Consider the following 24,295-nt stretch of genomic DNA (forward strand, 5'->3'; position numbering starts at 1 on the left):
CCGATCAGGCCAGACCCAACTCCTCCATGCGCGAGGCGTGGGTGCGCTGCAACCGGTCGAAGAACTCCGTCATCTGGGTGAGGCCCTCGCCGCTGGCCATCACCAGGTCGACGAGTTCGTCGTGATCGGCCAGCACGAACTGGGCCTGCGTGATCGCCTCGCCGAGCAGGCGCCGCGACCACAGGGCCAGCCGGTGCCGCTGCTTGTCGCTGGCGGTCACCGCGGCCTGCACCTCGGCGACGACGAACTGCGAGTGGCCGGTCTCCGACAGCACCGCGCGCACCACGTCGGCGACCTCATCGGGTAGCGCGCCCGCGATCTCCAGGTAGAAGTCCGCGGCCAGCGCGTCACCGACATAGGTCTTGACCAGGGCCTCCAGCCACGTGCTCGGCGTGGTCAGCCGGTGGTAGTTCTCCAGCGCCGACGCGTACTTGGTCATCGCGGGCACAACGTCGACGCCGCGCCGCTCCAACGCGTCGCGCAACACCTCGTAGTGGTTCATCTCGGCGGCCGCCATGCAGGCCATGTTGATGCGTCCGCGCAGGTTGGGCGCCATCCGCGCCTCGTCGGTGAGCCGGTAGAACGCCGCCACCTCGCCGTAGGCGAGGAGCGCGAACAGTTCGGTGACACCGGGGTGATCGGCCGACACATCCGGGTTCACCGAGTCGCTCTGCTCCGCTGCGCGCGGCGTCGAGTTCATGGCCCAACTCTAAACGCCGTCCGGCGCGTCGACCGCCCGGCGAGGCGGGCCAGGTACCATGGTCGAAGGCAGCGACACCGAGACGGCGTGAAAGCCGACTCCAGCTGCCGTGGAAATGTGCGTGCACGCAGTCGGCCCGCCTACCTCAGCGCAGGGCTTCGGGCTTAACTGGCAATAGCTTCGTCGAACTCGTGCGCGCGTGACGCAACGAGGATCGACAACTGAAAGGCTATTCCCAAGCGTATGACGCACCTCAATCCCACCTTCGCCGAACTCGGAGTCCGCGAGGAGATCGTCCGGGCACTCGCCGAAGACGGCAAGGAACATCCATTCGCCATCCAAGAGCTGACCATGCCGCTGGCACTGGCCGGCGACGACCTGATCGGCCAGGCCCGCACCGGTATGGGCAAGACGCTGGCGTTCGGGGTGCCGCTGCTGCAGCGCATCACCACCGATGCCGAGCGCCCGCTGACGGGCATCCCGCGGGCCCTGGTCGTCGTGCCGACACGCGAGCTGTGCCTGCAGGTCTTCGGCGACCTGGCCACCGCGGCCAAGCACCTGCGGGTCGGTGACCGCAAGCTCTCGGTGACCTCCATCTACGGCGGCCGCCCATACGAGGCGCAGATCGAGGCGCTGCAGAAGGGCGTCGACGTCGTCGTCGGGACCCCGGGCCGGCTGCTGGACCTGGCCCAGCAGGGCCACCTGCAGCTCGGCGGCCTGTCGATGTTGGTCCTCGACGAGGCCGACGAGATGCTCGACCTGGGCTTCCTGCCCGACATCGAGCGCATCCTGCGCCAGATCCCCGACGAACGGCAGGCGATGCTGTTCTCGGCCACGATGCCGGACCCGATCATCACGCTGGCCCGCACGTTCATGAACCAGCCGACGCACATCCGGGCCGAAGCGCCCCACTCGGCGGCCACCCACGACACCACCGAGCAGTTCGCCTACCGCGCCCACGCGCTGGACAAGGTGGAGATGGTCAGCCGCATCCTGCAGGCCGAGGGCCGCGGTGCCACGATGATCTTCACCCGTACCAAGCGCACCGCGCAGAAGGTCGCCGACGAGCTCGGCGAGCGCGGGTTCAAGGTCGGGGCCGTGCACGGCGACCTGGGCCAGGGCGCCAGGGAGAAGGCGCTCAAGTCGTTCCGCACCGGTGACATCGACGTGCTGGTCGCCACCGACGTGGCCGCCCGCGGCATCGATATCGACGACATCACCCACGTCATCAACTACCAGATCCCCGAGGACGAGCAGGCCTACGTGCATCGCATCGGCCGTACCGGGCGCGCCGGCAAGACCGGCATCGCGGTGACGCTGGTCGACTGGGACGAACTGGTCAAGTGGGAGATGATCGACAAGGCGCTGGGGCTGGGCTGTCCCGACCCCGCCGAGACGTATTCCAGCTCCCCCCACCTCTACGAGGAGCTCAACATCCCGGCCGACGCCGCCAGCACCGTCGGCAGGCCGGTCCGGTCGGCGGCCAAGCGCGCCCCCGCCGAGAAGTCGGCCGAGCGCCCGGCCCGCAACAACACGCGCAGCCGGCGCCGCACCCGAGGCGGCAAGCCCGTCACCGGCCATCCCGGGGCCACCGGGGCCGAGCAGCCGACCACCGACGCCGGTGAGGCCGCCGACGGCGAACAGCCGGCCCGGCGCCGGCGTCGCCGTCGCCCACGCAATACCGCGCCCAGCGCCGGCTGACAGGAGCCCGCTACCCCGATGGTCAGGCCCGAACGCCGCACCCGCAACGACGTGGTGGCGGCTGTGGCGATCGCCGCGGTCGTAGCCGTGGCGGCCGCGCTGATCTGGTGGACCAGCGACGCGCGCGCGACGATCAGCGAGCCCGCCGCCGAGCCGGTGCCCAGCCTGAGCCCGGCGACGTCGGTTCCGGAGTCGCTGCGCCGGCTGTGGACCGCGCCCAGCGCGAAGACATCGCTGCCGCTGGTGGTCGGTGGCGCGGTGGTGACCGGCGACGGCCGCGCCGTCGAGGGCCGGGACCACGCGACCGGTGACACGCTGTGGACCTATGCGCGTGATCTCGAACTGTGCGGGGTGAGCTGGGTGTACCAGTACGCCGTCGCGGTGTATCCCGATGTGCGCGGATGCGGCCAGGTCAGCACGATCGACGCGAAGACCGGGATGCGGGGTCCGGCCCGGACTTCCTACGCCGACGACGAGGTGACGCTGTCCTCGGACGGCACCACTGTGCTCGCGGCCGGCGAGAACCGCTTGGAGCTGTGGCGCTCGGACATGGTCCGCATGCTCAGCTACGGCGCGCTCGACGCGCCCATCAAGCCAGGCACGCCGATCACACCGCTGTGCCGGCTGGTGTCGTCGGCGGCTAGTTCGGAGGCGGTGTCGGTGCTGGAGGCCTGTCCGCACGAGCCCGACCTGCGGCTGACACTGCTGCGCCCCTCCGACGAGGAGGACACGCCGGACCTGCGGTACGTGCCGCAGCCGGGCGTGGCAGACGACTCCGGAGCCGTGGTGGTTGCGGTCGCCGGCACCACCACCGCTGTCTACGTGCCCACGCCCAAGCCGACGGTCGACATCGTCGACGAGACCGGCGCGACCGTCGCCAGCACGCCCCTGGCCAAGCCGCCGTCGCCGCAGGCGACCATGTCACGGGCAGGCGAGCTGATCACCTGGTGGACCGGTGACAGCGTTCTGGTGTTCTCCGCCAACGGATTGCGGTACCTGTACACGGTCACGGCGGCCGGCCGCAATGTGCCGCTCGGTCCCGCGACGATCATGGCGGGGCGCCTGCTGGTGCCCGTCACCGACGGCTACGACGTGTTCGACCCGCAGACCGGGCGGGGCGAACGTCACATCCCGCTGGCACGACCCAAGACATCCGGGCCGGTGGTGCCCGCCGTGGCAGGTCCGACCTTGCTCGAACACCGCGGCGAAGAGGTCGTCGCGCTCGGCCGGGCCTAGATCTCCGGGGCGAACGTCGGCAGATCCTTGCCGCTCTTCCAGTGCTTGAGCAGCGCGGCCGCCAGGTCGCGATAGGCCAAGGCGCCCTTGTTCTTGCGACTGGACAACACCGACGCACCCGACGCACTGGCCTCGGCGAACCGCACCGTACGGGGGATAGGCGGCGCCAGCACCGGCAGGTCATAGCGATCGGCGACGTCGAGCAACACGTCGCGGCTGTGCGTGGTGCGCGAGTCATAGAGCGTCGGCAGGGCGCCGAGCAGTTTCAACTCGGCGTTGGTGATCTGCTGCACGTCGGCGATCGTGCGCAGGAACTGCCCGACGCCGCGGTGCGCCAGCGTCTCGCACTGCAGCGGCACGATCACGTCGTCGGCGGCGGTCAACCCGTTGAGCGTCAGCACGCCCAGCGACGGCGGGCAGTCGACGATCACCACGTCGTACTCCCCGCCGATCTTGGACAGTGCCCGTTTCAGCGCGTACTCGCGCCCCGCCCGCATCAGCAGCATGGCCTCCGCGCCGGCCAGGTCGATGTTGGCAGGCAGCAGCGTCATGCCCTCGGGTGTCTCGAGCAACGCGACGTCGGGTTCGACCTCGCCCAGCAGCACCTCGTGGATCGACACCGGCAGCTTGTCGGGGTCATGACCCAGCGAGAAAGTCAGCGACCCCTGTGGGTCCAGGTCCACGACCAAGACCCGCTTGCCCTTCTCCTGAATCGCCGCACCCAGCGAAGCCACCGTCGTCGTCTTGGCGACCCCACCCTTTTGATTGGCGACCACAAGTACCCGCGTCACGGTGTTCATCGTTGCACGGCCCGAACGCCACGACGGGACGTGCGGCAGAATCAGTCACCGTGAGCGTCCTGCGGCACCGCCTCGTCCTGCTTCGGCACGGCGAGACGGAGTGGTCCAAGAGCGGTCAACACACGAGCCACACCGACCTCGACCTGACCGAAACCGGCGAGCAGCGCGCCAGATTGGCCGCCGAGGCGCTCGCCGGGCTCGAGCTGGACAACCCGCTGGTGATGAGCAGCCCGCTGCGTCGCGCCCGGCGCACCGCCCAACTGGCCGGGCTGACCGTCGACGAGGTGTCCCCGCTGCTGCAGGAGTGGGACTACGGCGACTACGAAGGGCTGACCACGCCGCAGATCCGCCAGACGGTTCCCGACTGGCTGGTCTGGACGCACGGCGCCCAGGGCGGCGAGAGCGTCGCCGCGGTGACCGAACGCGCCGACGGTGCCGTCGAGTTGGCGCTGCAACACATGAAGTCGCGCGACGTCGTGTTCGTCGGCCATGCGCATTTCTCGCGCTCGGTGATCGCGCGCTGGGTGGAACTGCCGGTGTCCAGCGGCATCCGCTTCGCGATGGCGCCGGCCTCCATCGCGGTCCTCGGCTTCGAGCACGCCGTCCGCCAGATCATCGCCCAGGGCCTGACCGGCCACCAGGATCCGTGTAAGCCCCGGTGACCCGCGAGCCGTCCTTTGTCCTGGCCGCCCGCGGCGCCGTCGTCGCCGACGGCGTGCACACCGCGTTCGCCAGCGTGGCCGACGCGCGCGCGGCACTGGCCTCCCACAGCACGCCCCTGGTGGTGGGCGCGCTGCCGTTCGACACGGCCCAGCCCGCCGCCCTGATCCGCCCCCAGGCGGTGCAGTTCCTCGACGCGCTGCCGGCATGGCCGCTGCGGATGATGCCGACGGTGCAGGTCACCGAGACGCGGCCCGAGCCGGACGAACACCGCGCGCGGATCTCCGCCGCACTGACCCGGCTGCGCGATCCGGCCGGCGGGCTGCACAAAGTGGTGCTGGCCCGGGCATTGCGGTTGACCGCCGACGGACCGCTCGACGCGCGGACGGTGCTGCACCGCCTGGTCGGCGCCGACCCCGGCGCCAACGGCTACCTCGTCGACCTGACCGCGGCGGGCGGGGGCTACTCGGGAACCGTGCTGGTGGGCGCGAGCCCCGAACTTCTGGTGGCCCGCCGCGGCGAGCAGGTCATGTGCTCACCGTTCGCCGGCTCGGCGGCGCGGCTGGCCGATCCGGACGCCGATGCGGCCAGCGGTGCGGCGCTGGCCACATCGGCCAAGAACCGGCACGAACACCAGTTGGTGGTCGACGCCATCCGCGAGGTGCTTGCACCCCTGTGCACCGAGCTTGACGTCGCGCCCGAACCGCAGCTGCGCCAGACCGATGCCGTCTGGCACCTGTCCACACCGGTGACCGGCCGGCTGCGGGACAAGTCGACCACTGCTCTGGATCTGGCCCTGGCACTGCACCCGACCCCCGCGGTGGGCGGCGTACCGGCAACCGAGGCCGCGGAGTTGATCGGCCGCCTGGAGGGTGACCGTGGGTTCTATGCCGGTGCCGTCGGCTGGTGCGACCAGCGCGGCGACGGCCGCTGGGTGGTGGCCATCCGGTGCGCACAGTTGTCGGCCGACCGTCGCACCGCCGAGGCGTATTCGGGCGGCGGCATCGTGGCCGAATCCGACCCGGACGACGAAGTCGCGGAGACCACAACGAAATTCACCACCATCCTCAACGCGCTCGGCGTGGCACCGTGAGCGAGGTGATCCGCCGGGTGCGACCCGGTGACGAGACCGAGCTGACCGCGATGATCCACGAGCTCGCCGAGTTCGAGCGCGCGGCCCACGAGTGCAGCGTCACCGCGGAACAGCTGCGCCGGGCGCTGTTCGACGACCCGGTCACCGTGGCGGGCCATCTCGTCGAGGTCGACGGCCGCGCCGCCGCCGCAGCGCTGTGGTTCCGCAACTTCTCCACCTGGGACGGCGTGGCCGGCATCTATCTGGAGGATCTGTTCGTGCGTCCGCAGTACCGCAGGCGTGGACTGGCCCGCAAGATCTTGTCCACGCTGGCCCGCGAGTGCGTCGACAACGGCTACAGCCGGCTGAGCTGGGCGGTGCTGGACTGGAACGCCGACGCCATCGCCCTCTACGACGCCGTCGGCGGTGAGCCGCAGACCGACTGGATCACCTACCGGGTGTCGGGTCCGGCACTGTCGGCGCTGGCCGACGGATCCTGAGCACCCACCCATTCGATCGCTGAGCGGCTGAACAACATGGCCAGCGTGGCGATCGCGATCACCGCGATCGGTATGCCGTAGACCCACTGCTGCGATCCGACGGCGACGTAATAGGAGACCGGTAGCAGCAGCAGCTGCGCGAACACCGCGATGCCGCGGCCCCAGCGCCGGCCCGTCCACAGTGCCCAGGCCGCCGCCAGCACGCCACCGCCGATGATGACGAACCAACCCGCGGTGCCGAACTTGTTGAGTCCGGGCTCCTCTGGGCCGGCCAGACCGCTGACAACGTAGACCACAGCGGCCACCACTGCGGCGGCGCCCTCGAGCGCTACCAGGACAGCGGCTTGCCGCACGGTCGTCGGCGACGGAACGCTCACAACCCCGAGCGTAAAGGTTCACGGGCTAGGCTCGACGCTCGTGCGTGCCGTGCTCATCGTGAACCCCAATGCCACCTCGACCACCCGGGCCACCCGCGATCTGCTTGCCCACGCGCTGGAAAGCCGCGTCAAGTTGACCGTCGTCCACACCGATCATCGCGGACACGCCATCGAGATCGCACGCGACGCTGCCCGCGGTGACGTGGACGTGCTGATCGTGCACGGTGGCGACGGCACGGTCAACGAAGTGGTCAACGGCGTTCTGGAGGTCGGCGGGCCCGGCGCTGAGGCGCCCGCCGTGGGGGTCGTGCCCGGCGGTTCGGCCAACGTGTTCGCCCGCGCACTGGGCATCAGCCCGGACCCCATCGACGCCACCAACCAGCTGATCGACCTGCTCTCGGAGTACCGCGGGGGCCACAGGTGGCGCCGCATCGGGCTGATGAACTGCGGCGAGCGGTGGGGCGTGTTCACCGCCGGGATGGGGGTGGACGGCGACGTGGTGGCGGCCGTCGAGGCTCAGCGGGCCAGGGGCCGCACGGTGACCGCGTCCCGCTACATCCGGGTCGCCATCCGGGAGGTGCTGGCCAGCGCCCGCCGGGAGCCGTCATTGACGCTGCACCTGCCCGACCGCGACCCCGTCGAGGGCGTCCACTTCGCGTTCGTGTCGAACGCGAGCCCGTGGACCTACGCCAACGCCCGCCCGGTGTGGACCAATCCGGCGACGACCTTCGAGACGGGCCTGGGTGTCTTCGCCACGACCAGCATGAACGTCTGGGCCAATCTGGGGCTGGTGCGACGGATGCTGTCGCAGAAGGCGCGGATCACCGGCAAGCACCTGATACGCGACGACGACCTGCCGTGGCTGCAGCTGACGAGTTCCATGCCGGTGGCCTGCCAGATCGACGGCGACTACGCGGGCGAGCGGGACTCCATGGTGTTCACGTCGGTCCCCGACGCCATGGGCGTGGTTGCACCTGCTGCAAAAACAGTGTCTGACCTGCGATGAAAGCGATTCGACCCGCCGGTGTGGGCACAGCCGGATCCAGTGTAGTACACCGGATTTAGCGACTTGCTAACACGCCCGGCTAGTGACATTGCGCACTTGTTAACTCACGAGTATTGACATCTGTCCAGCCTGTGCAAGCATCGAAGCAACAGTGCAGAAAACATTTCACGTGCACGCGTTAACAGCCGAAGAAAAGCTCGTGCGCCCTGCTGCGCACACGAGACGTATCTGACGAGGAGTTTGATCTTATGGATTGGCGCCACAAGGCGGTCTGTCGCGACGAGGATCCGGAGCTGTTCTTCCCGGTGGGGAACAGTGGGCCGGCGCTCGCCCAGATTGCGGACGCGAAGCTCGTCTGCAACCGCTGCCCGGTGACCACGGAGTGCCTCACCTGGGCATTGGAGTCCGGCCAGGACGCGGGTGTGTGGGGCGGTATGAGCGAAGACGAGCGTCGCGCCCTCAAGCGCCGCAACGCCAGGACTAAGGCCCGCACCGGGGTATAGCCCGCGACCACAGTCGAATTCGTTCACGGCCCCGGCGAAAGTCGGGGCCGTGACTTTTTCTCTGTTTTCAGGTTTCGGGGTTTTCGGGGCTTTCGAGCCAATTTGCGACATCAATGGTCGTTTTGCGCAATACGGGCCGTTACTGGGCGGGCCGACGCGCACGCCCGAGCGGCACCCGCAGCACCACGTCGGTACCGCCGGCGGGCACCTCGTGCATGCCCAGCGACCCGTCCAGTTCGGCCGACACGAGCGTCCGGACGATCTGCAGGCCCAGCCGATCGGATTTCTCCAGGCTGAATCCCTCGGGCAGGCCGCGGCCGTCGTCGTGGACGACGACGTCGAGCCAGCGGGCCGAGCGTTCGGCTCGAATCGTCACGCAGCCCTGACGTGTCGACGTGTCGAAGGCGTGCTCGATCGCGTTCTGCACCAGTTCGGTGATCACCATGATCAACGCGGTGGCGCGGTCGGCGTCGAGCACGCCGAGGTCACCGACGCGGTCGATGCGAATCGGACTGTCCACCGTGGCAACGTCGTTCATGATGGGCAGGATCCGGTCCACCACCTCGTCGAGGTTGACCTCCTCGTCGACCGACATCGACAGCGCGTCGTGCACCAAGGCGATCGACGACACCCGTCGCACCGACTCCAGCAACGCTTCGCGCCCTTCGGCGTTTGTCGTGCGTCGCGCCTGCAGCCGTAGCAGCGCCGCCACGGTCTGGAGGTTGTTTTTCACCCGGTGGTGAATCTCGCGGATGGTCGCGTCCTTGGACAGCAGCGCGCGGTCGCGGCGCTTGACCTCGGTGACGTCGCGGATGAGCATCGCGGCGCCGACCGGCCTGCCGTGCACCACCAGCGGCAGAGTGCGCAGCAGGACCGCGGCGCCGCCGGCTTCGACCTCCATGCGCATGCTAGAACCGCCGCCCAGCGAGTCGCGCACGTGGTTGGCCAGTTCCTGCGCCTCGAACGGGTCCCCGATCAGCGGCCGGGTCACGCTGACCAGGTTGTGGCCCTCCAATTCGGCGGCCAAGCCCATGCGGTGATACGCCGAGATCGCGTTCGGGCTGGCGAAGGCCACCACCCCCGCTTCGTCGAGGCGGATGAAGCCGTCGCCGACGCGTGGACTCGACCGCGACATCGCGAGGTCGCCCACGTTGGGGAACGTGCCCTCGGAGAGCATGTGCAGCAGGTCGCTCGCGCAGTCGAGGTACGCGGCCTCCAGCGGGCTGACCTTTCGCGAGGCGAGCGCGGTCTGGTGCGTCAGCACTGCGACGACCTCGTCCTTGTACCGCACCGGTACCGCCTCGACGTTCAGTCCGGACGAAACCTGTTGCTGGACAGCCGATCCCACTCCGATCGAGCCCGTCTCGAACGCCGCGGTCACGACCGGCATGGCATCGGCGGCGGCCACGGTGCTGACGGCGTCGGCGAGCAGCACCGTCGGGGCGGTGTTGGGCCGCACCTGTGCCACGCAGACGAAGGCGCCGTCGTCGCGGCGCACCCACATCAGGTAGTCGGCGAAGGAGAGGTCGGCGAGCAGTTGCCACTCCCCCACCACCGCGTGCAGATGGTCGACTGCGTGGCCGGGCAGGATGGTGTGCTCGGCGAGCAGGTCACCGAGGGTGGACATCCATCGTCACTTCCGGCGGAGCATCGACTATCCGCTCGCGGTCAACTGATCACCGCGATGAGGTCTCCGGCCTGGATGACGTCACCGACCGAGACGCTGACCTTGCTGACGGTTCCGGCCACCTCGGCCAGCACCGGGATCTCCATCTTCATGGATTCCAGCAGCACCAGGGTGTCGCCCTCGCCGATCTGATCGCCCTCGTTGACGACGACCTCGAGCACACTGGCCACGATCTCGGCGCGAACGTCTTCGGCCATCTTCACCCCTTTTACCTGCTGGACGCCTACCGCCCCATCGAACCACACCGCGGGGTGGGCAGTCGTGTCGCCGGGCCATGCGAGAATGGGTCAACCGCGCCCGCGGGATGCGGGCCGAGAAAAGCCACAACAAACGGAGGTACAACCATGGCCAAGCGTGGCCGCAAGAAGCGCGACCGTAAGCACTCCAAGGCCAACCACGGCAAGCGGCCGAACGCCTGAGCGCGAGGTCAGCCGCGGATTATGGTGGTGCGGCTGATCTGGATCCGCAACCGCTCGCGCAGACCGTCAGGAGCCTTATCGCCGCCGCACTTGCGCGCGATGAGGCTCTTCACCCGTTCCTCCACGCCGTAATAGCGCAGGCAGGCGGGGCATTCCTCGAGGTGGTGGCGCAGCTTGTCGCGGGTCTCGGCCGTGCACTCGCCGTCGAGCAGCGTCCACACCTCGGCGATCACCGCAGCGCATTCGGGGTGTTCGGGGTCGACGGGACCGAGCGGCGGACGCCAGCGTTCGTGGGCCGACTCCGACGACGGCGAGTCAGTGTGCTCGTCGCTCATGACGACACCTCCTCGATCTGTTGTCCCCGGATGAACCCGCGGTCGCGGGCGACATCGGCCAGCAACTCGCGAAGCTGCCGCCTGCCCCGGTGCAACCGGGACATCACCGTGCCGATCGGTGTGTCCATGATCTCGGCGATCTCCTTGTAGGGGAAGCCTTCCACGTCGGCGTAGTACACCGCCATCCGGAAGTCCTCCGGCAGGGCCTGCAGCGCTTCCTTGATCTCGCTGTCGGGAAGCGACTCCAGCGCCTCCACCTCGGCCGAACGCAGCCCCGTCGAGGAGTGCTCGGCGTTGGCCGCCAACTGCCAGTCGGTGATCTCCTCGGTCGGGTACTCCGCCGGCTGTCGCTGCTTCTTGCGGTAGCTGTTGATGTACGTGTTGGTCAGGATGCGGTACAGCCAGGCCTTGAGGTTGGTGCCCTCGCGGAAGGAGCGGAAGCCGGCGTAGGCCTTGACCATCGTCTCCTGCAGCAGGTCCTCGGCATCGGCGGGGTTGCGCGTCATGCGCAGCGCGCCGCCGTACAACTGGTCGAGCAGCGGAATCGCGTCGCGCTCGAACCGCGCTGTCAGCTCGGCGTCGGTCTCCTGCCGCTCGGCAGGCTCGGCCGCCGACCCGTCGGAGTCGGTCTCGGAGTTGATCACTGTGGGGAACACCGTCCCTTCTGTCGCGACGCCACCAGACAGGTCCGGCAGTATCGCCTGACGCACTGGAACGTCCATGGCCAGCGTTGGCACCTGACCCCCTTCACGCAATCGTAGAGGTTGAGACCGACAGCGGTTCGGCGAAGCGCACCGTGGCTGACCGGAACCACCGTCAACAACAGCGCCGCGGGGCGGTGTTGTTCCCGCCGGTCCCGTTGCACCTAGTCGGTCCCCGCCAGCTCCGCACTAGCCTGACCGGGTGGTGCGCGCAGCAACGCCGGCGATCGCGGCGCTGGTGGCCGCCGGGATCGACCACGAGGTGCTGCGGTATCGCCACGACCCGCGTCGCGAATCGTTCGGTGAGGAGGCGGTGGAGGAACTGGCGCGGGAGCGGGGGGTCGAGCCCGCCCAGGTGTTCAAGACGCTGGTGATCGCGCTTTCCGACGGGCGGGTGGGTGTCGCGGTGTTACCCGTGCCGGCCAAGTTGTCGCTGAAGGCCGCCGCAGCCGCCCTCGGTGTGGGCAAGGCCACCATGGCCGACCGCGCGGCCGCCGAACGGTCCACCGGCTACGTGCTCGGCGGTATCTCACCGTTGGGGCAGCGCAAGTCGTCGCCCACCGTGGTCGACGCCTCGGCACTGCAGTGGGACCGCGTGCTGTGCAGTGCGGGCAAGCGGGGCTGGGACGTCGCGCTGCACCCGCGCGACCTGGTCCGGCTCACCCACGCGGTGACCGCCGACATCCGCGCCTATCCGCCGCGATATCAGGTTCCGGTACGGGATCGGCCCGTCTGATGTGCGATAAGTCCGATCTCGCGCCGGGTCCCCGTCGACGACGAATAGGGTGACGGCTATGTCGCTTTCCGGGAAGACCATGTTCATCTCCGGCGCGAGCCGCGGTATCGGCCTGGCGATCGCCAAGCGGGCCGCCGCAGACGGCGCCAACATCGCGTTGATCGCCAAGACCGCCGAGCCGCACCCGAAGCTGCCCGGCACGGTCTACACCGCGGCCGAGGAACTCGAGGAGGCCGGCGGGCAGGCGCTTCCGATCGTCGGCGACATCCGCGACGGCGATTCGGTCGCCGCCGCCGTCGCCAAGACCGTCGAGCAGTTCGGCGGCATCGACATCTGCGTCAACAACGCCTCGGCGATCAACCTCGGCTCCATCACCGATGTGCCGCTCAAGCGCTTCGACCTGATGAACGGTATCCAGGTGCGCGGCACGTATGCGGTGTCGCAGGCGTGTATCCCGCACATGTTGGGCCGCGAGAACCCGCACATCCTGACGCTGTCCCCGCCGGTGCGCCTGGAGCCGAAGTGGCTCACACCCACCGCGTACATGATGGCCAAGTACGGAATGTCGTTGTGTGCGTTGGCGATCGCCGAGGAGATGCGCGACCGGGGCGTGGCCTCCAACACGTTGTGGCCGCGCACCATGGTGGCGACCGCCGCGGTGCAGAACCTGCTCGGCGGCGACGAGGCCATGGGCCGCGCCCGCAAGCCCGACGTCTACGCCGATGCGGCCTACGTGATCATGAACAAGCCGGCTCGCGACTACACCGGTCAGTCGTTGCTCTGCGAGGACGTGCTGCTCGAGTCGGGTGTCACCGATCTGTCGGTCTACGACTGCGTGCCCGGCGCCGAACTCGGAGTCGACCTGTGGGTGGACACGCCGAACCCGCCGGGATACACGGGTCCCTGACCACGGCTCACGCCGCGCACAGATCGATGCCGAACAGCCTGGCCGGCCAGTTCAGCGCCGTCACCACGAGCGCGCCGACATCTGAGCCGGCTGGCAACCGGTTGCGCCACGCGGTGTCGATGGCCGCTACCTGCTCGGCGTCGAAGAACGCCCACGTCAGCCCGATGATCAGATACGGAACCGCCAGCCACATCAGGGTTTCGAGCACGGCTTCGACGCTGACACGACGACTCAGCAGACGGCGCAGCATCGTCATACCAGCGCACGTTGTCCGCGCACGCGGCGACGCACGTCGGCCAACAGCAGGTAGGTGCCGCCCTGCCGGACCAACACGGGCAGGAACCTGTTGACGAACGCGACTGTGCGGAAGAGCGATTCGAACAGGTACTGGCGGGTTGCACTCCAGCGCAGACCCATCGCCTCGCGGAACACCGGCGCCAGGAACCCGGCGGTGAGGAACTTCAGCAGCGGCCGGAACGGCAACCCCAGCAGCGGGTTGATCATCCGCAGGTCGATGAGGTCGAGCAGATAACCACGCACCCGGTCATCGATCGAGACTTGCAGGCACGCGGCCTGCCAGTAGTCGTCGAACTCTGCTCTCGTCGGCGGCCACTGGTCCTCGGTGACCTGCAGCGTGGTGCCCAACGGCCATGCCGAGCGGTAGAACTGCTCGGCCTGTTCGGACGTCATCTCACCGCGCAGGAGCTGATAGGTGTCCTCGAGTCCTACGAAAAGGCAAGCAGCGACCCACATCTGCAAATCCCGGTCGAAGGCACTGTACCGAATGGGACTGCCCGGACCGGACTTGACGTGACGGTGGGAGGTGTCGACCGCCGCGCGGAACGCGGCGCGGTCATCCGCTGTGCCGAGAACCGCGACCGCCAGGTACTGGAAGGTCGTCCTGGCCCGCTTCCACGGATGTTTGAGCAGGTTGCCGCTGTCGACCTTGCTTTCGGCGACACCGTGACCGACTTCCGGCCGGGACAACTGCATGATCACGTTGGCCGCGCCGGCGGCGAAGGCCCAGAAGTCCATGGCGTCTGCGGCGGTGACCGGCCCAGTGTCCCAGCGCGCCGTACGCCGACGCGCGGTGATCCGGTACCGGTCCGACGTCATGCGGCGCACACCGACGAGAAGACCAGGGCCGGCCAGCACGCGATCGAGCCCAGGATCGAGACGACGCGGGCGACACCCCCGGGTTCCAGTTGCCCGGTGTGCAGGGCGGTCCAGGCCAAGCCGATGACAAGGTAGGGCAGCGCCAGCATGAGCGCGGTGCCGATCCACTCGGCGATGGTCATCTCGAAGCTCATGACGTTCCTGAACGTGGTGCGCATGGCCGAACCCTCCGTCGCGTTGACCGGAGGTATATGTTAACGGCCACTACCACCATTGCGGACTAATTCCTCTGAATATAGCGCGAATTACAGATGGAAGTGAACAACAAATCAACGATGCGTCACTGCGCCTGATGGAGGATGCCGCGCGCGATGGCCTCGCGCACCATCGGCAGCGCCGCGGTCGCCAGCGCGTCGGTGTCCACCCCGTGGACGACGGCAAGCAGTTCGATCAGCGTGCCCAGCGGCACCTCACCCCGGCAGCCCGCGAACAACGCACGTCCGACCTCGTCGACGCCGACGACGGCGCCGGGACCACCCGGTCGGCGCACCGTCGCGCCGACCGACTGCCAGCCGTCCCCGCCGGGCAGGTAATGCTCCTCGAGGAACACCGGGGCCGTCGACAAGCGCGCCGCCAGCAGTTCGGAGTCGTCGGTAGCGTGCAGGAACTCCCGGCGGGCGAAGAACGCCTCGACCTCTGGTCCGGTGAGCGCCTCGTCGGCGCCGACGATGTCTTCCAGCACGTGCTCGGCTGGGCGGTGTTCGCCCGAACGCGGGGCACGCAGCGTGATCACGCCCATGCCGACGGCGGCGATGCCCTCCTCGGCGAACCAGTCCAGCCACTGACCGCCACGGTGCGCCGCCTTCTCGGGAGGCTCACCGGCATCGGATGTCCACAGCGACACGTAGCTGACCGGATCGGCGAGTTCGCGCTGCACCACCCAGGCGTGGAGGCCGGTGTCCGCCAACCATCCGCGCACGCGGTGGCCCCAGTCCTGGCCGTCGCGCACGATCCAGTTCGCCATGACCTGTGCGGTGCCGCCCGCACGCAGGTGGTCGGCGGTCTGCCGAATCAAACTCTCACACAACGTGTCTCCGATGACACCGGAGTCCCGGTAGAGGTATTCGCGAGCGCCGGCACCCACCACGAACGGTGGGTTCGAGACGATCAGGTCGAATCGTTCGCCGGCGACGGGCTCGAACAGGCTGCCGCAGCGCAGATCCCACGACATGCCGTTGAGCCGCGCCGTCGCTTCGGCCAGTGCGAGCGCCCGCGCGCTGGTGTCGGTGGCGACGATGTCGGCGCAGTGGCCGTTGAGGTGCAGGGACTGGATGCCGCAGCCGGTGCCGAGATCCAGTGCACGCTCGGCCGGTGTCCGAATCATTGCGCGCGCCAGCGACACCGATGCACCGCCGATGCCCAGCACATGGTCGCGTCGCACCGGGCCGGCGCGCATCGCGGCGTCGAGATCCGACACCACCAGGAAGTTTTGCTCGCCTGCGGAGCTCACCGCGCTGTGCGGGCGGAAGTCGAGGGCGGCGCGCAGCCGGCCCGACGGCGTCGCTTCGACGACACCGTTGGCGACCAGGGCGTCCACGCCCGCGGTGGGCAGCGCCGCCTGCACCCGCTCGGCGGGTTCGTCGGTGCCGAGCAGGAACAGTCGCACGATCACGGCCAGTCGCGGCCGGTCGAGGCTGTCGACGGCACGCTCGGTCGCGCGCTGCGCCGGCCACCACACCCCGCGGGCGAACGCCGCGGCGACGTCCGCGCCGAGCAGTTCGGCCACCGCATCGGTGGTGTAGCGCGCCGAGCGCAGGTCGTCGGCCATGGCGTCGACGACGGCGGCGGAGTGCAGCGGCCGATCGTGCCCGGAGCTTCCCGGGAGCACCGTCAAAGCAGCGTGCCCTGTCGGGGTTCGGGCTTCACCGGCTCGATCAGCTCCGGCCCGTTGTTGCGCACGTTGTTCACCAGGCGTGACACCTCCCGGATCTCGACGCGGTCGAGGTCACCGTGGCCGCGTAGCAGACCCTCGTCGATCGGCGCGTCGGGGTCCAGCCAGCGGTCCCAGTCATCGGCGCTGATGGTCAGCGGCATCCGGTCATGGATCTCGGCGAGCTGACCTGCGGCGTCGGTGGTGATGATCGTGCAACTCAGCAGGGGCGGTTCTGACGACGCTGCGGCCGAGCCTTCACGGGGCCGCCACGTCGACCACAGTCCCGCCATGAACAGCGGCTCACCGTCACCGGCGTACATGTAGTACGGGGTCTTCGGCCCCTTCGCGTCACCCTTCTTCTGCCACTCGTACCAGCCGTCCATCGGCACCAGGCAGCGCTTGTTCCTTGCGGAGGTGCGGAACACCGGCGAGGTGGTCAGCTTTTCCGAGCGCGCGTTGATGAGCAACGGCCCCTTGGTTTCCGGCCCGCCCTCGTCGGTGGTCTTGGCCCACGGCGGCACCAGACCCCACCGCATCGACCGCACCCGCCGGGTTGATTCGTCGTCGGGCTCGGTGTGGCGCTTGACGACGGCGCTGATGGTTGTGGTCGGCGCTACGTTGTAGTTCGGTCCGGCGGTGTAGTTCGGTCCGGCGCCCGGCCCAGCGTCGTCCCCCTTGGTCGCCGCCATGGTCTCGTCGATCGCCTTGATCTTCTCGGCCAGCAGCGCCGGGTCCGTGGTTACCGCGAATCGTCCACACATGAATCCCATGGTGGCACGCGAACCCGACAGGGCAGGATGGGACCGTGAGCAACTGGCCAGCACCGTCGACGACGATTCCGGTGCACGCGACGGTCACCGTCCCGGGCTCGAAATCGCAGACCAACCGGGCGCTCGTGCTGGCGGCCCTGGCCACCCCACAGGGGCGTTCGACGATCGACGGCGCGCTGCGCAGCCGAGACACCGACCTGATGATCGGCGCGCTGCAGGCGCTCGGAGTGACGGTCGACGGCAGAGCCGACGAGCTGAGCGTGACCGGGACGCTCGCACCGCGCGACGGCGCGCGCATCGACTGCGGCCTGGCCGGCACCGTGCTGCGGTTCCTCCCGCCCGTCGCGGCGTTGGGCACGGCCGCGGTGACGTTCGACGGCGACGAGCAGGCCCGCGCACGGCCGATCGCACCGCTGCTCGACGCCCTGCGCGGCCTCGGGGTGGACATCGACGGCGACGGGTTGCCCTTCGTCGTGCGGGGCGCGGGGTCGGTCGCGGGCGGGACGGTGGAGATCGACGCGTCGGCCTCATCACAGTTCGTCTCGGGTCTGCTGCTCTCGGGTGCCGGGTTCGCCGAGGGGCTCACCATCGTGCACACCGGGGAGTCGGTGCCCTCGGCGCCGCACGTCGCCATGACGGTGGCCATGCTGCGCGACGCCGGGGTCGAGGTCGACGACACGCGCCCGAACAGGTGGCGGGTGTCGCCGGGGCCCGTCGCCGCCCGGCACTGGGACATCGAACCGGACCTGTCCAACGCGGTGCCGTTCCTGGCGGCCGCAGTGGTCAGCGGCGGGGCGGTGCGGCTGACCGGCTGGCCGCGGGTCAGCACGCAACCGGCCGAGGCGATCATCGCCATCTTGAAGAAGGTGGGATCGCATGTCCGCCACGGCGACACGTACCTCGAGGTGCAGGGCGCCCTGGCGTACGACGGTCTCGACGCCGACCTGCACAAGGTCGGCGAGTTGGCGCCGGCGGTGGCGGCCCTCGCTGCGCTGGCTACGCCCGGTTCGGTCTCGCGGCTGTCGGGCATCGCGCACTTGCGCGGTCATGAAACCGACCGGCTCGCAGCGCTTTCCGCGGAGATCAACGGCCTGGGCGGTCAGTGTGAGGAAACCGCCGACGGCCTGGTGATCACTGCGCGGCCACTGCACGGGGGAGTGTGGCGGTCCTACGCCGACCATCGGATGGCCACCGCGGGTGCCATCGTGGGACTGCGGGTGCCCGATGTCGAGGTGGCCGACATCGACACCACCGCCAAGACGCTGCCCGACTTCCCGCAGCTGTGGACGGCCATGCTGGCCGGCCAGTCATCCGATCTCGAGGCGAATACTTGAGCCCTCGCGAGTACGACGAGTCCGATGTCCGGGTCCGCCCCGGCCGTGGCTCGCGACCGCGAACCAAGACCAGGCCTGAGCATGCCGACGCGCAGGAAGCCATGGTGGTCTCCGTCGACCGGGGCCGGTGGGGCTGTGCGCTGGGCGGCGACCCCGGCCGCCCGGTCACGGCGATGCGGGCACGCGAACTGGGCCGCACCCCGATCGTCGTCGGCGACGACGTCGACATCGTCGGTGACCTGTCGGGCAGACCCGACACCCTGGCCCGCATCGTGCGGCGCGGTGACCGGCGAACGGTGTTGCGCCGCACCGCCGATGACACCGACCCCAGCGAGCGCGTCGTCGTCGCCAACGCCGACCAACTGCTGATCGTGGTGGCTCTGGCCGACCCGCCACCACGCACCGGGCTGGTCGAGCGCGCGCTGATCGCCGCTTACGCCGGTGGCCTGAAGCCGATCCTGTGCCTGACGAAGAACGATCTGGCGCCGGCCGAGACCTTCGCCGCGCAATTCGCCGACCTCGACCTGACCGTCACCACCGCCGGGCGCGACGATCCGCTCGACGTGGTGGCTCCCCTGCTGGCCGACCAGGTGACGGTGCTGCTCGGCCATTCCGGCGTCGGAAAGTCGACCCTCGTCAACCGCCTTGTGCCGCAGGCACATCGAACCACCGGCGAAGTCACCGACGTCGGCAAGGGCAGACACACCTCGACGCAGTCGGTGGCGCTGCCGCTGGGCGTCGGCGGCTGGGTCGTCGACACCCCCGGCATCCGGTCGTTCGGGCTGGCCCACATCGAACCCGACGACGTGATGCTGGCCTTCTCGGATCTGGCCGACACCATCGAGGAGTGTCCCCGCGGCTGCGGGCATCTCGGCCCGCCCGCCGATCCGGAGTGCGCGCTCGACACGCTGACCGGCGCGGCCGCCACCCGCGCCGCCGCGGCCAGGCGCCTGCTGTCCACGCTGCGCGAGGCGGCCGCCTACTAGTGCCGCCCCCGAAGGCGGGTCAGGCGGCGAGCTGTCGCTGGACGCGCTTCTCGCGACGGCGGGCCCGCACGGCGGCCACCGCCGACTTCAGCCCACGACGCTGAGCCGGTTCGAGTTCGGCGAACATCCGCTCGCTCCGGGTCTCCGGTGCGTTGTCGGCGGTGTCGGCCAGGTACTTGTCGGGCAGCGACAGCTTGGCGATGGTCCGCCACGCCTTGCCGTACTGCAGCAGGAACGACCCGGTGGTGTAGGGCAGGTCGTACTTGTCGCACACCTGACGCACCCGCACCGAGATCTCATGCAAGCGATTGCTCGGGAGGTCCGGGTAGAGGTGGTGCTCGATCTGGTGGCACAGGTTGCCGCTCATGAAGCGCAGCGCCGGACCACCCTCGAAGTTCGCGCTGCCCAGCATCTGGCGCAGATACCAGTGCCCCTTGGACTCGCCCACCATGTCGGTCTTGGTGAACTTCTCTGCGCCGTCGGGGAAGTGGCCGCAGAAGATCACCGCGTTGGACCACACGTTGCGGATGACGTTGGCGACGGCATTGGCCTTGAGCGTCGAGGAGTATGTGGCACCCGGCGACAGCGAGGTCAGCGCGGGGTAGGCGACGTAATCCTTGAGCACCTGTCCGCCCGCCTTGACGGCGAACTCACGTGCCCGGATCTTGCTCTCGTCCCGGTTGTCCCTGCCCTTGAAGACCTTGCCGAGCTCGACGTGCTGCAGCCCGATTCCCCATTCGAAGCCGAGGGCGAGAATCGTGTTGTAGAGCAGGTTGCCGAGGTTGAAGGGCTTCCACTTCGCGTCGCGGGTGACCCGGATCAGCCCGTAGCCCACATCGTCGTCCATGCCGAGGATGTTGGTGTACTTGTGATGCATGAAGTTGTGGGTGAACCGCCAGTGCTTGGACGCTCCGGTGGTATCCCACTCCCACGTCGACGAGTGGATCTCGGGATCGTTCATCCAGTCCCACTGGCCGTGCATGACGTTGTGGCCGATCTCCATGTTCTCGATGATCTTGGCCACACCCAGCGCGACGGTGCCCGCCCACCATGCCGAGCGGCGCGAGCTCGCGGCCAGCGTCAGGCGGGCCGCGATCTCCAGCGCACGCTGCGCGGCGATGGTGCGGTGGATGTAGCGGGCATCGCCCGCGCCACGGGAGTCCTCGATGTCCTGGCGGATCGCGTCCAGCTCGACGGCCAGACTCTCGATGTCCGCATCGGTCAGATGCGCAAACTCAGGAACGTCGGTGATCGCCATCGTCAGCCTCCTTTCGCATACCTACGCTAACGTAACCTACGTACCCGTAGGTTACCAGTCAGTAAACCTTAGACGTCGAGCACACAGTCCCCCGACGCCGCCGAGATGCAGGTCTGCACCCGACTCCCCGGTTCGTGCTCGAATCCCGTGCGCAGGTCGCGGACGTGCCCGTCGAGCAGTCCCACCACGCAGGACTGACAAATACCCATCCGGCAGCCGAACGGCATCCTGATTCCGGCCTGCTCACCGGCGTCCATCAACGGGGTGGCGGCGTCGACTGACACCGACTTGCCGCTGCGGGCGAACTCGACCGTTCCGCCCTGGCCGTGCACCGCGGATCTCGACATCGCGAAGCGCTCGAGGTGCAGTCGTTCCGCCAGTCCGGCGGCCGCCCACGACCGCTGCGCCGCGTCCAGCATGCCGCCGGGTCCACACGCCCACGTATGCCGCTCGCGCCAGTCGGGCACCTCGTCGTCCAGGCGGGCCAACTCCAGGCGGCCCTCGGTGCGGGTCGCGCGCAGCCGGAGTCGGTATCCGTCTTGGGAGCGGGCCAGCTCGGCGAGTTCGGTCGCGAACATCACATCGGATTCCGTTGGCGCGGAATGTATGTGGACGATGTCGGTGATCTGCCCGCGCCGGGCAAGGGTGCGCAGCATCGACATCACCGGGGTGATGCCGGAACCGCCGGTGAGGAACAGCACCTTCGGCGGCGCCGGGTCGGGCATCACGAAGTTGCCCTGCGGCGCGGCCAACCGCACGATCGTGCCGGGCGCCACCCCGCCGACGAGGTGCGTCGACAGGAACCCCTCGGGCATGGCCTTCACGGTGATGGTGATCGTGCGGGTGGACCGGATTCCTTGTGCTCCTCGCGTGCGCAGTGCCGGGGCCGAGGTCAGCGAGTAGGACCGCCACCGCCAGCGCCCGTCGATGAGCACCCCGATGCCGATGTACTGCCCCGGTTCGTAGTCGAGGGTGAAACCCCATCCCGGCTTGATGACCAGCGTCGCGGAGTCCTCGGTCTCGCGACGCACCTCGAGCACCCGGCCGCGCAGTTCACGCGCGCTCCACAGCGGGTTGGCCAGCTGCAGATAGTCGTCGGGCAGCAGCGGCGTGGTGATCCGCGCCGCGATCGAGCGCAGCGCGTTCCAGTGCTTGGCACCGGCGACCGTGGGCCGCACCGTGTCGGCGACATTGGCCGACACCTTGATCGAGCTCTTGGCCATAAACCTACGGTACCGTAACCTACGCTTCCGTATCCAGTCCGGTCGCCGCTTCCGGGTGGAAGAAATCAGAGCAGTTCGAGCAGGAACGGCAGCTCCTGCGGCGCGTACCAGGCCAGGTCGTGGTCCTGAGCGTCGCCGATGGTCAACTCCGCATCCTCGTCGCCGAGGTCGGCCTCGTCGACGGCCTCGATCGCAGGCCGCACCGCAGCCTCGGCGTCGGCGTTGTCCACGTAGGCGGCGATCACGTCGTCGAATCCGATGGGCCCGGCCAGTCGCACCACCGCGTCGTCCAGATCCGGCCGCAGGGCGACGTCGGCGACTTCGGCCACCAGCACCGCGCGCCTCTTCGGCAAATCCGAAACACCCTCACCGGCCAACAACCGCAACGACGCCAGCGCCGCGTCCCGCAGGGCGACCTCGGCCAACTCGTCCTGGTCACCCTGCGCATAGGCCTCCCGCAGTGCAGGCGTCACCGCGAACGCGGTTCCGCTGCGGGCGTGCAGCACCCGGTCGGCGACGAGTCGCTGCAGCATGGCGAGAGTCGCCGGGACGTAGACACGCACCAGGCGAGGTTAGCGGTCCCCGTTGCGTGCGCTGCCCGGATCCTTCTCCACCGAGATGATGAAGTCGTCGCCGTGCGCGGTGACGCCGTGGATCACCGCGGTGTCGACGGCCTGCTCCGCGTACTGTTTGCGCACCACCATCGGGTCGCGGCGCAGGTCTCTCATGAGCGCGACCGCCAGGCCGACCATGACGACCACGAACGGCAGCGCCGCGATGATCGTGATGGTCTGCAGGCCGGTCAACGCATCCTGCCCGCCGACGAGCAGCATCACCGCGGCGACGGCGCCGGTCGCAACGCCCCAGAAGATCACCATGCCGCGCCCGGGTCTGATGGTGCCGTGCTCGGACAGCGAGCCCATCACCACCGAGGCGGCGTCGGCGCCGGAGACGAAGAAGATCGCGACCAGCACCATCACCAGCACGCTGGCGATCGTCGCCAGCGGGTACTGGTCGAGCAGACCGAAAAGCTGCGCCTCGATGCTCTCCTGACCGGCGAGGTCCACCCCGCCCTCCTGCTCGCGGATCGCGGCTCCGCCGAACACTGCGAACCACACCAGCGACACCAGGCTCGGCACCAGCAGCACTCCGCCGACGAACTGGCGGATGGTGCGCCCGCGCGAGATCCGCGCGATGAACATCCCGACGAACGGTGTCCACGACACCCACCAGGCCCAGTAGAAGATCGTCCACGACTGCAGCCACTCGTTGACCACCGAACCCTCGGCGCCGGTGCGCGCCGACATCATCGCGAGGTCGGCCAGGTAGCTGCCCACACCGGTCGGCAGCAGGTTGAGGATGAACACCGTGGGGCCGACGACGAAGACGAACAACGCGAGCACAAGGGCCAGCACCATGTTGATGTTGGACAGCCATTGGATGCCGCGCGCGATGCCCGAGACCGCCGACAGCACGAACGCCACGGTGAGCACCGCAATGATCATGACCAGGATCGCGTTGCCGGTCTCGCCGATGCCGGCCACCAGCTGCAGGCCGCTGCGGATCTGCAGGGCACCCAGACCCAGTGAGGCGGCCGACCCGAACAGCGTGGCGAAGATCGCCAGCATGTCGATCACCTTGCCCCACGACCCGTTGGCGCGGGCGCCGATCAACGGCTCGAACGCCGCACTGATCAGCTGCAGCCGGCCCTTGCGGTACACGCCGTAGGCGATGGCCAGCCCGACGACGGCGTAGATGGCCCACGGGTGCAGGGTCCAGTGGAACAACGTGGTCGCCATCGCGGTCTGCACGGCGTCCGGATTACCCGCGGGGCCGGTGTCCGGCGGCGGCGTCGCGAAGTGCGACAGCGGTTCGGCCACGCCGAAGAACATCAGGCCGATGCCCATGCCGGCGCTGAACATCATCGCCACCCACGACACGCCGTGGAACTCGGGCTGCTCGTCGTCGCGGCCCAGCGGGATGTTCCCGTAGCGGCCCACGGCCAGCCAGAGTATGAACACCACGAAGCCCGATGCGGTGAGCACGAACAGCCACCCGGTGGTGTTCATCACCCAGGTCAGCGCGTTGCCCGACGCGGTAGCCAGCGATTCGGTGCTGACGAAGCCCCAGATCAGGAAGCCGATGGCGACGACGGCGGTCACGCCGAACACCACCCAGTCCACACCCCGCGAACGGCGGTCGGCTTCGGCCACGATCGGCTGGTCGAGCACCGGGTGCGGGATCACCTCGTCGGTGGGCGACTTCAGCGCCCTCTCGGTGGCGGCCTTGGCCCTATTGGTCCTGTGGTTCTCGGGGGTAACTGTCATGGTGAGCC

General features: G+C 69.0%; 28 protein-coding genes. 12 read left to right on the forward strand and 16 right to left on the reverse strand.

Annotated features, from left to right (window positions below; all coding sequences use genetic code 11):
- Window positions 1–4: 4 nt before the first annotated feature.
- Entirely contained in the window at window positions 5–700 is a 696-nt protein-coding gene (locus K3G64_RS02195) for a ferritin-like fold-containing protein (RefSeq protein WP_238888650.1), read from the reverse strand.
- Between the two features lie 243 nt (window positions 701–943).
- Here K3G64_RS02195 and K3G64_RS02200 point away from each other — a divergent pair, with 243 nt between their 5' ends.
- Together K3G64_RS02200 and K3G64_RS02205 are read left to right on the forward strand one after the other, a co-directional pair.
- Complete coding sequence (locus K3G64_RS02200; protein WP_238888652.1) at window positions 944–2,401, forward strand: DEAD/DEAH box helicase; 1,458 nt, start codon at window positions 944–946, stop codon at window positions 2,399–2,401.
- Window positions 2,402–2,419: 18 nt separating this feature from the next.
- Window positions 2,420–3,637 carry an Rv3212 family protein gene (locus K3G64_RS02205; RefSeq protein ID WP_238888654.1) on the forward strand — a complete coding sequence of 406 codons (1,218 nt, stop codon included), beginning with the start codon at window positions 2,420–2,422 and terminating at the stop codon, window positions 3,635–3,637.
- On the opposite strand, the gene K3G64_RS02210 is transcribed toward K3G64_RS02205, so the two are convergent.
- Window positions 3,634–4,437 carry a ParA family protein gene (locus tag K3G64_RS02210; protein WP_238888656.1) on the reverse strand — a complete coding sequence of 268 codons (804 nt, stop codon included), beginning with the start codon at window positions 4,435–4,437 and terminating at the stop codon, window positions 3,634–3,636. The genes K3G64_RS02205 and K3G64_RS02210 overlap by 4 nt on opposite strands.
- A gap of 50 nt (window positions 4,438–4,487) precedes the next feature.
- On the opposite strand from K3G64_RS02210, the gene K3G64_RS02215 reads away from it, so the two are divergent.
- Genes K3G64_RS02215 through K3G64_RS02225 form a run of 3 tightly spaced genes read left to right on the forward strand, consistent with a single transcriptional unit; the run spans window position 4,488 to window position 6,669 of the window.
- Complete coding sequence (locus K3G64_RS02215; RefSeq protein ID WP_238888658.1) at window positions 4,488–5,099, forward strand: acid phosphatase; 612 nt, start codon at window positions 4,488–4,490, stop codon at window positions 5,097–5,099.
- Entirely contained in the window at window positions 5,096–6,190 is a 1,095-nt protein-coding gene (locus tag K3G64_RS02220; protein WP_238888660.1) for an isochorismate synthase, read from the forward strand. Before K3G64_RS02215 ends, K3G64_RS02220 begins: the two co-directional genes overlap by 4 nt.
- A complete protein-coding gene (locus tag K3G64_RS02225; RefSeq protein ID WP_238888662.1) occupies window positions 6,187–6,669 on the forward strand; it encodes a GNAT family N-acetyltransferase in 483 nt (160 codons plus the stop codon). The genes K3G64_RS02220 and K3G64_RS02225 overlap by 4 nt, the downstream gene beginning before the upstream one ends.
- Here K3G64_RS02225 and K3G64_RS02230 read toward each other — a convergent pair.
- Entirely contained in the window at window positions 6,621–7,046 is a 426-nt protein-coding gene (locus K3G64_RS02230; protein WP_238888664.1) for a hypothetical protein, read from the reverse strand. The genes K3G64_RS02225 and K3G64_RS02230 overlap by 49 nt on opposite strands.
- A 40-nt stretch (window positions 7,047–7,086) precedes the next feature.
- On the opposite strand from K3G64_RS02230, the gene K3G64_RS02235 reads away from it, so the two are divergent.
- Both K3G64_RS02235 and whiB1 read left to right on the forward strand, forming a co-directional pair.
- Window positions 7,087–8,052 (forward strand): diacylglycerol/lipid kinase family protein, encoded by a 966-nt coding sequence (locus K3G64_RS02235; protein ID WP_238888666.1) that lies wholly within the window; start codon window positions 7,087–7,089, stop codon window positions 8,050–8,052.
- Window positions 8,053–8,300: 248 nt separating this feature from the next.
- Window positions 8,301–8,555 (forward strand): transcriptional regulator WhiB1, encoded by a 255-nt coding sequence (whiB1, locus tag K3G64_RS02240; RefSeq protein WP_059165613.1) that lies wholly within the window; start codon window positions 8,301–8,303, stop codon window positions 8,553–8,555.
- 139 nt (window positions 8,556–8,694) lie between these two features.
- Here whiB1 and K3G64_RS02245 read toward each other — a convergent pair whose 3' ends face one another.
- Together K3G64_RS02245 and K3G64_RS02250 are read right to left on the reverse strand one after the other, a co-directional pair.
- The gene (locus K3G64_RS02245) at window positions 8,695–10,182 is read right to left on the reverse strand and encodes a sensor histidine kinase (protein ID WP_238888668.1); all 1,488 of its coding nucleotides are present in this window, start codon (window positions 10,180–10,182) and stop codon (window positions 8,695–8,697) included.
- A 41-nt stretch (window positions 10,183–10,223) separates the two neighbouring features.
- Window positions 10,224–10,439 (reverse strand): biotin/lipoyl-binding carrier protein, encoded by a 216-nt coding sequence (locus K3G64_RS02250; protein ID WP_014208824.1) that lies wholly within the window; start codon window positions 10,437–10,439, stop codon window positions 10,224–10,226.
- 147 nt (window positions 10,440–10,586) lie between these two features.
- Between K3G64_RS02250 and K3G64_RS25620 the strand changes: the two genes are divergently transcribed.
- Window positions 10,587–10,661 (forward strand): 50S ribosomal protein bL37, encoded by a 75-nt coding sequence (locus K3G64_RS25620; protein ID WP_011728008.1) that lies wholly within the window; start codon window positions 10,587–10,589, stop codon window positions 10,659–10,661.
- Window positions 10,662–10,669: 8 nt separating this feature from the next.
- Here K3G64_RS25620 and rsrA read toward each other — a convergent pair whose 3' ends face one another.
- The gene (rsrA, locus tag K3G64_RS02255) at window positions 10,670–10,996 is read right to left on the reverse strand and encodes a mycothiol system anti-sigma-R factor (protein ID WP_238888670.1); all 327 of its coding nucleotides are present in this window, start codon (window positions 10,994–10,996) and stop codon (window positions 10,670–10,672) included.
- The gene (locus K3G64_RS02260) at window positions 10,993–11,718 is read right to left on the reverse strand and encodes a sigma-70 family RNA polymerase sigma factor (protein ID WP_370647154.1); all 726 of its coding nucleotides are present in this window, start codon (window positions 11,716–11,718) and stop codon (window positions 10,993–10,995) included. The genes rsrA and K3G64_RS02260 overlap by 4 nt, the downstream gene beginning before the upstream one ends.
- A 181-nt stretch (window positions 11,719–11,899) precedes the next feature.
- Between K3G64_RS02260 and ybaK the strand changes: the two genes are divergently transcribed.
- Together ybaK and K3G64_RS02270 are read left to right on the forward strand one after the other, a co-directional pair.
- On the forward strand, window positions 11,900–12,433 hold the full coding sequence (gene ybaK, locus K3G64_RS02265) for a Cys-tRNA(Pro) deacylase (protein ID WP_238888674.1): 534 nt from the start codon (window positions 11,900–11,902) through the stop codon (window positions 12,431–12,433).
- 58 nt (window positions 12,434–12,491) lie between these two features.
- Window positions 12,492–13,340 (forward strand): SDR family oxidoreductase, encoded by an 849-nt coding sequence (locus K3G64_RS02270; protein ID WP_238888676.1) that lies wholly within the window; start codon window positions 12,492–12,494, stop codon window positions 13,338–13,340.
- Window positions 13,341–13,347: 7 nt separating this feature from the next.
- Here K3G64_RS02270 and K3G64_RS02275 read toward each other — a convergent pair whose 3' ends face one another.
- From K3G64_RS02275 to K3G64_RS02295, 5 genes are all read right to left on the reverse strand, one after another.
- Window positions 13,348–13,596, reverse strand: coding sequence for a hypothetical protein (locus tag K3G64_RS02275; RefSeq protein WP_238888678.1), 249 nt, complete (start codon window positions 13,594–13,596; stop codon window positions 13,348–13,350).
- Window positions 13,593–14,456 (reverse strand): oxygenase MpaB family protein, encoded by an 864-nt coding sequence (locus K3G64_RS02280; RefSeq protein WP_238888684.1) that lies wholly within the window; start codon window positions 14,454–14,456, stop codon window positions 13,593–13,595. The genes K3G64_RS02275 and K3G64_RS02280 overlap by 4 nt, the downstream gene beginning before the upstream one ends.
- The gene (locus tag K3G64_RS02285; RefSeq protein ID WP_238888686.1) at window positions 14,453–14,674 is read right to left on the reverse strand and encodes a hypothetical protein; all 222 of its coding nucleotides are present in this window, start codon (window positions 14,672–14,674) and stop codon (window positions 14,453–14,455) included. The genes K3G64_RS02280 and K3G64_RS02285 overlap by 4 nt, the downstream gene beginning before the upstream one ends.
- Before the next feature lie 122 nt (window positions 14,675–14,796).
- Complete coding sequence (locus K3G64_RS02290; RefSeq protein ID WP_238950348.1) at window positions 14,797–16,284, reverse strand: DUF7782 domain-containing protein; 1,488 nt, start codon at window positions 16,282–16,284, stop codon at window positions 14,797–14,799.
- A gap of 62 nt (window positions 16,285–16,346) precedes the next feature.
- Window positions 16,347–17,150, reverse strand: a complete 804-nt coding sequence (locus K3G64_RS02295) for an SOS response-associated peptidase (protein WP_238888687.1) — start codon at window positions 17,148–17,150, stop codon at window positions 16,347–16,349.
- A 44-nt stretch (window positions 17,151–17,194) separates the two neighbouring features.
- On the opposite strand from K3G64_RS02295, the gene aroA reads away from it, so the two are divergent.
- Window positions 17,195–18,493, forward strand: coding sequence for a 3-phosphoshikimate 1-carboxyvinyltransferase (aroA, locus tag K3G64_RS02300; protein ID WP_238888688.1), 1,299 nt, complete (start codon window positions 17,195–17,197; stop codon window positions 18,491–18,493).
- The gene (gene rsgA, locus K3G64_RS02305; RefSeq protein ID WP_238888690.1) at window positions 18,490–19,479 is read left to right on the forward strand and encodes a ribosome small subunit-dependent GTPase A; all 990 of its coding nucleotides are present in this window, start codon (window positions 18,490–18,492) and stop codon (window positions 19,477–19,479) included. The genes aroA and rsgA overlap by 4 nt, the downstream gene beginning before the upstream one ends.
- Before the next feature lie 19 nt (window positions 19,480–19,498).
- Here rsgA and K3G64_RS02310 read toward each other — a convergent pair whose 3' ends face one another.
- The 4 genes from K3G64_RS02310 to K3G64_RS02325 form a co-directional block, all read right to left on the reverse strand.
- A complete protein-coding gene (locus K3G64_RS02310; protein ID WP_238888696.1) occupies window positions 19,499–20,737 on the reverse strand; it encodes a fatty acid desaturase family protein in 1,239 nt (412 codons plus the stop codon).
- Between the two features lie 68 nt (window positions 20,738–20,805).
- A complete protein-coding gene (locus K3G64_RS02315) occupies window positions 20,806–21,960 on the reverse strand; it encodes a ferredoxin reductase (protein ID WP_238888698.1) in 1,155 nt (384 codons plus the stop codon).
- A 65-nt stretch (window positions 21,961–22,025) separates the two neighbouring features.
- Window positions 22,026–22,523 (reverse strand): DUF6912 family protein, encoded by a 498-nt coding sequence (locus K3G64_RS02320; protein ID WP_238888700.1) that lies wholly within the window; start codon window positions 22,521–22,523, stop codon window positions 22,026–22,028.
- A gap of 9 nt (window positions 22,524–22,532) precedes the next feature.
- Window positions 22,533–24,287, reverse strand: coding sequence for a BCCT family transporter (locus tag K3G64_RS02325; protein ID WP_238888702.1), 1,755 nt, complete (start codon window positions 24,285–24,287; stop codon window positions 22,533–22,535).
- Between the last annotated feature and the right edge of the window lie 8 nt (window positions 24,288–24,295).

The organism is Mycobacterium sp. IDR2000157661 (genome assembly GCF_022317005.1).
GTDB lineage: Bacteria > Actinomycetota > Actinomycetes > Mycobacteriales > Mycobacteriaceae > Mycobacterium.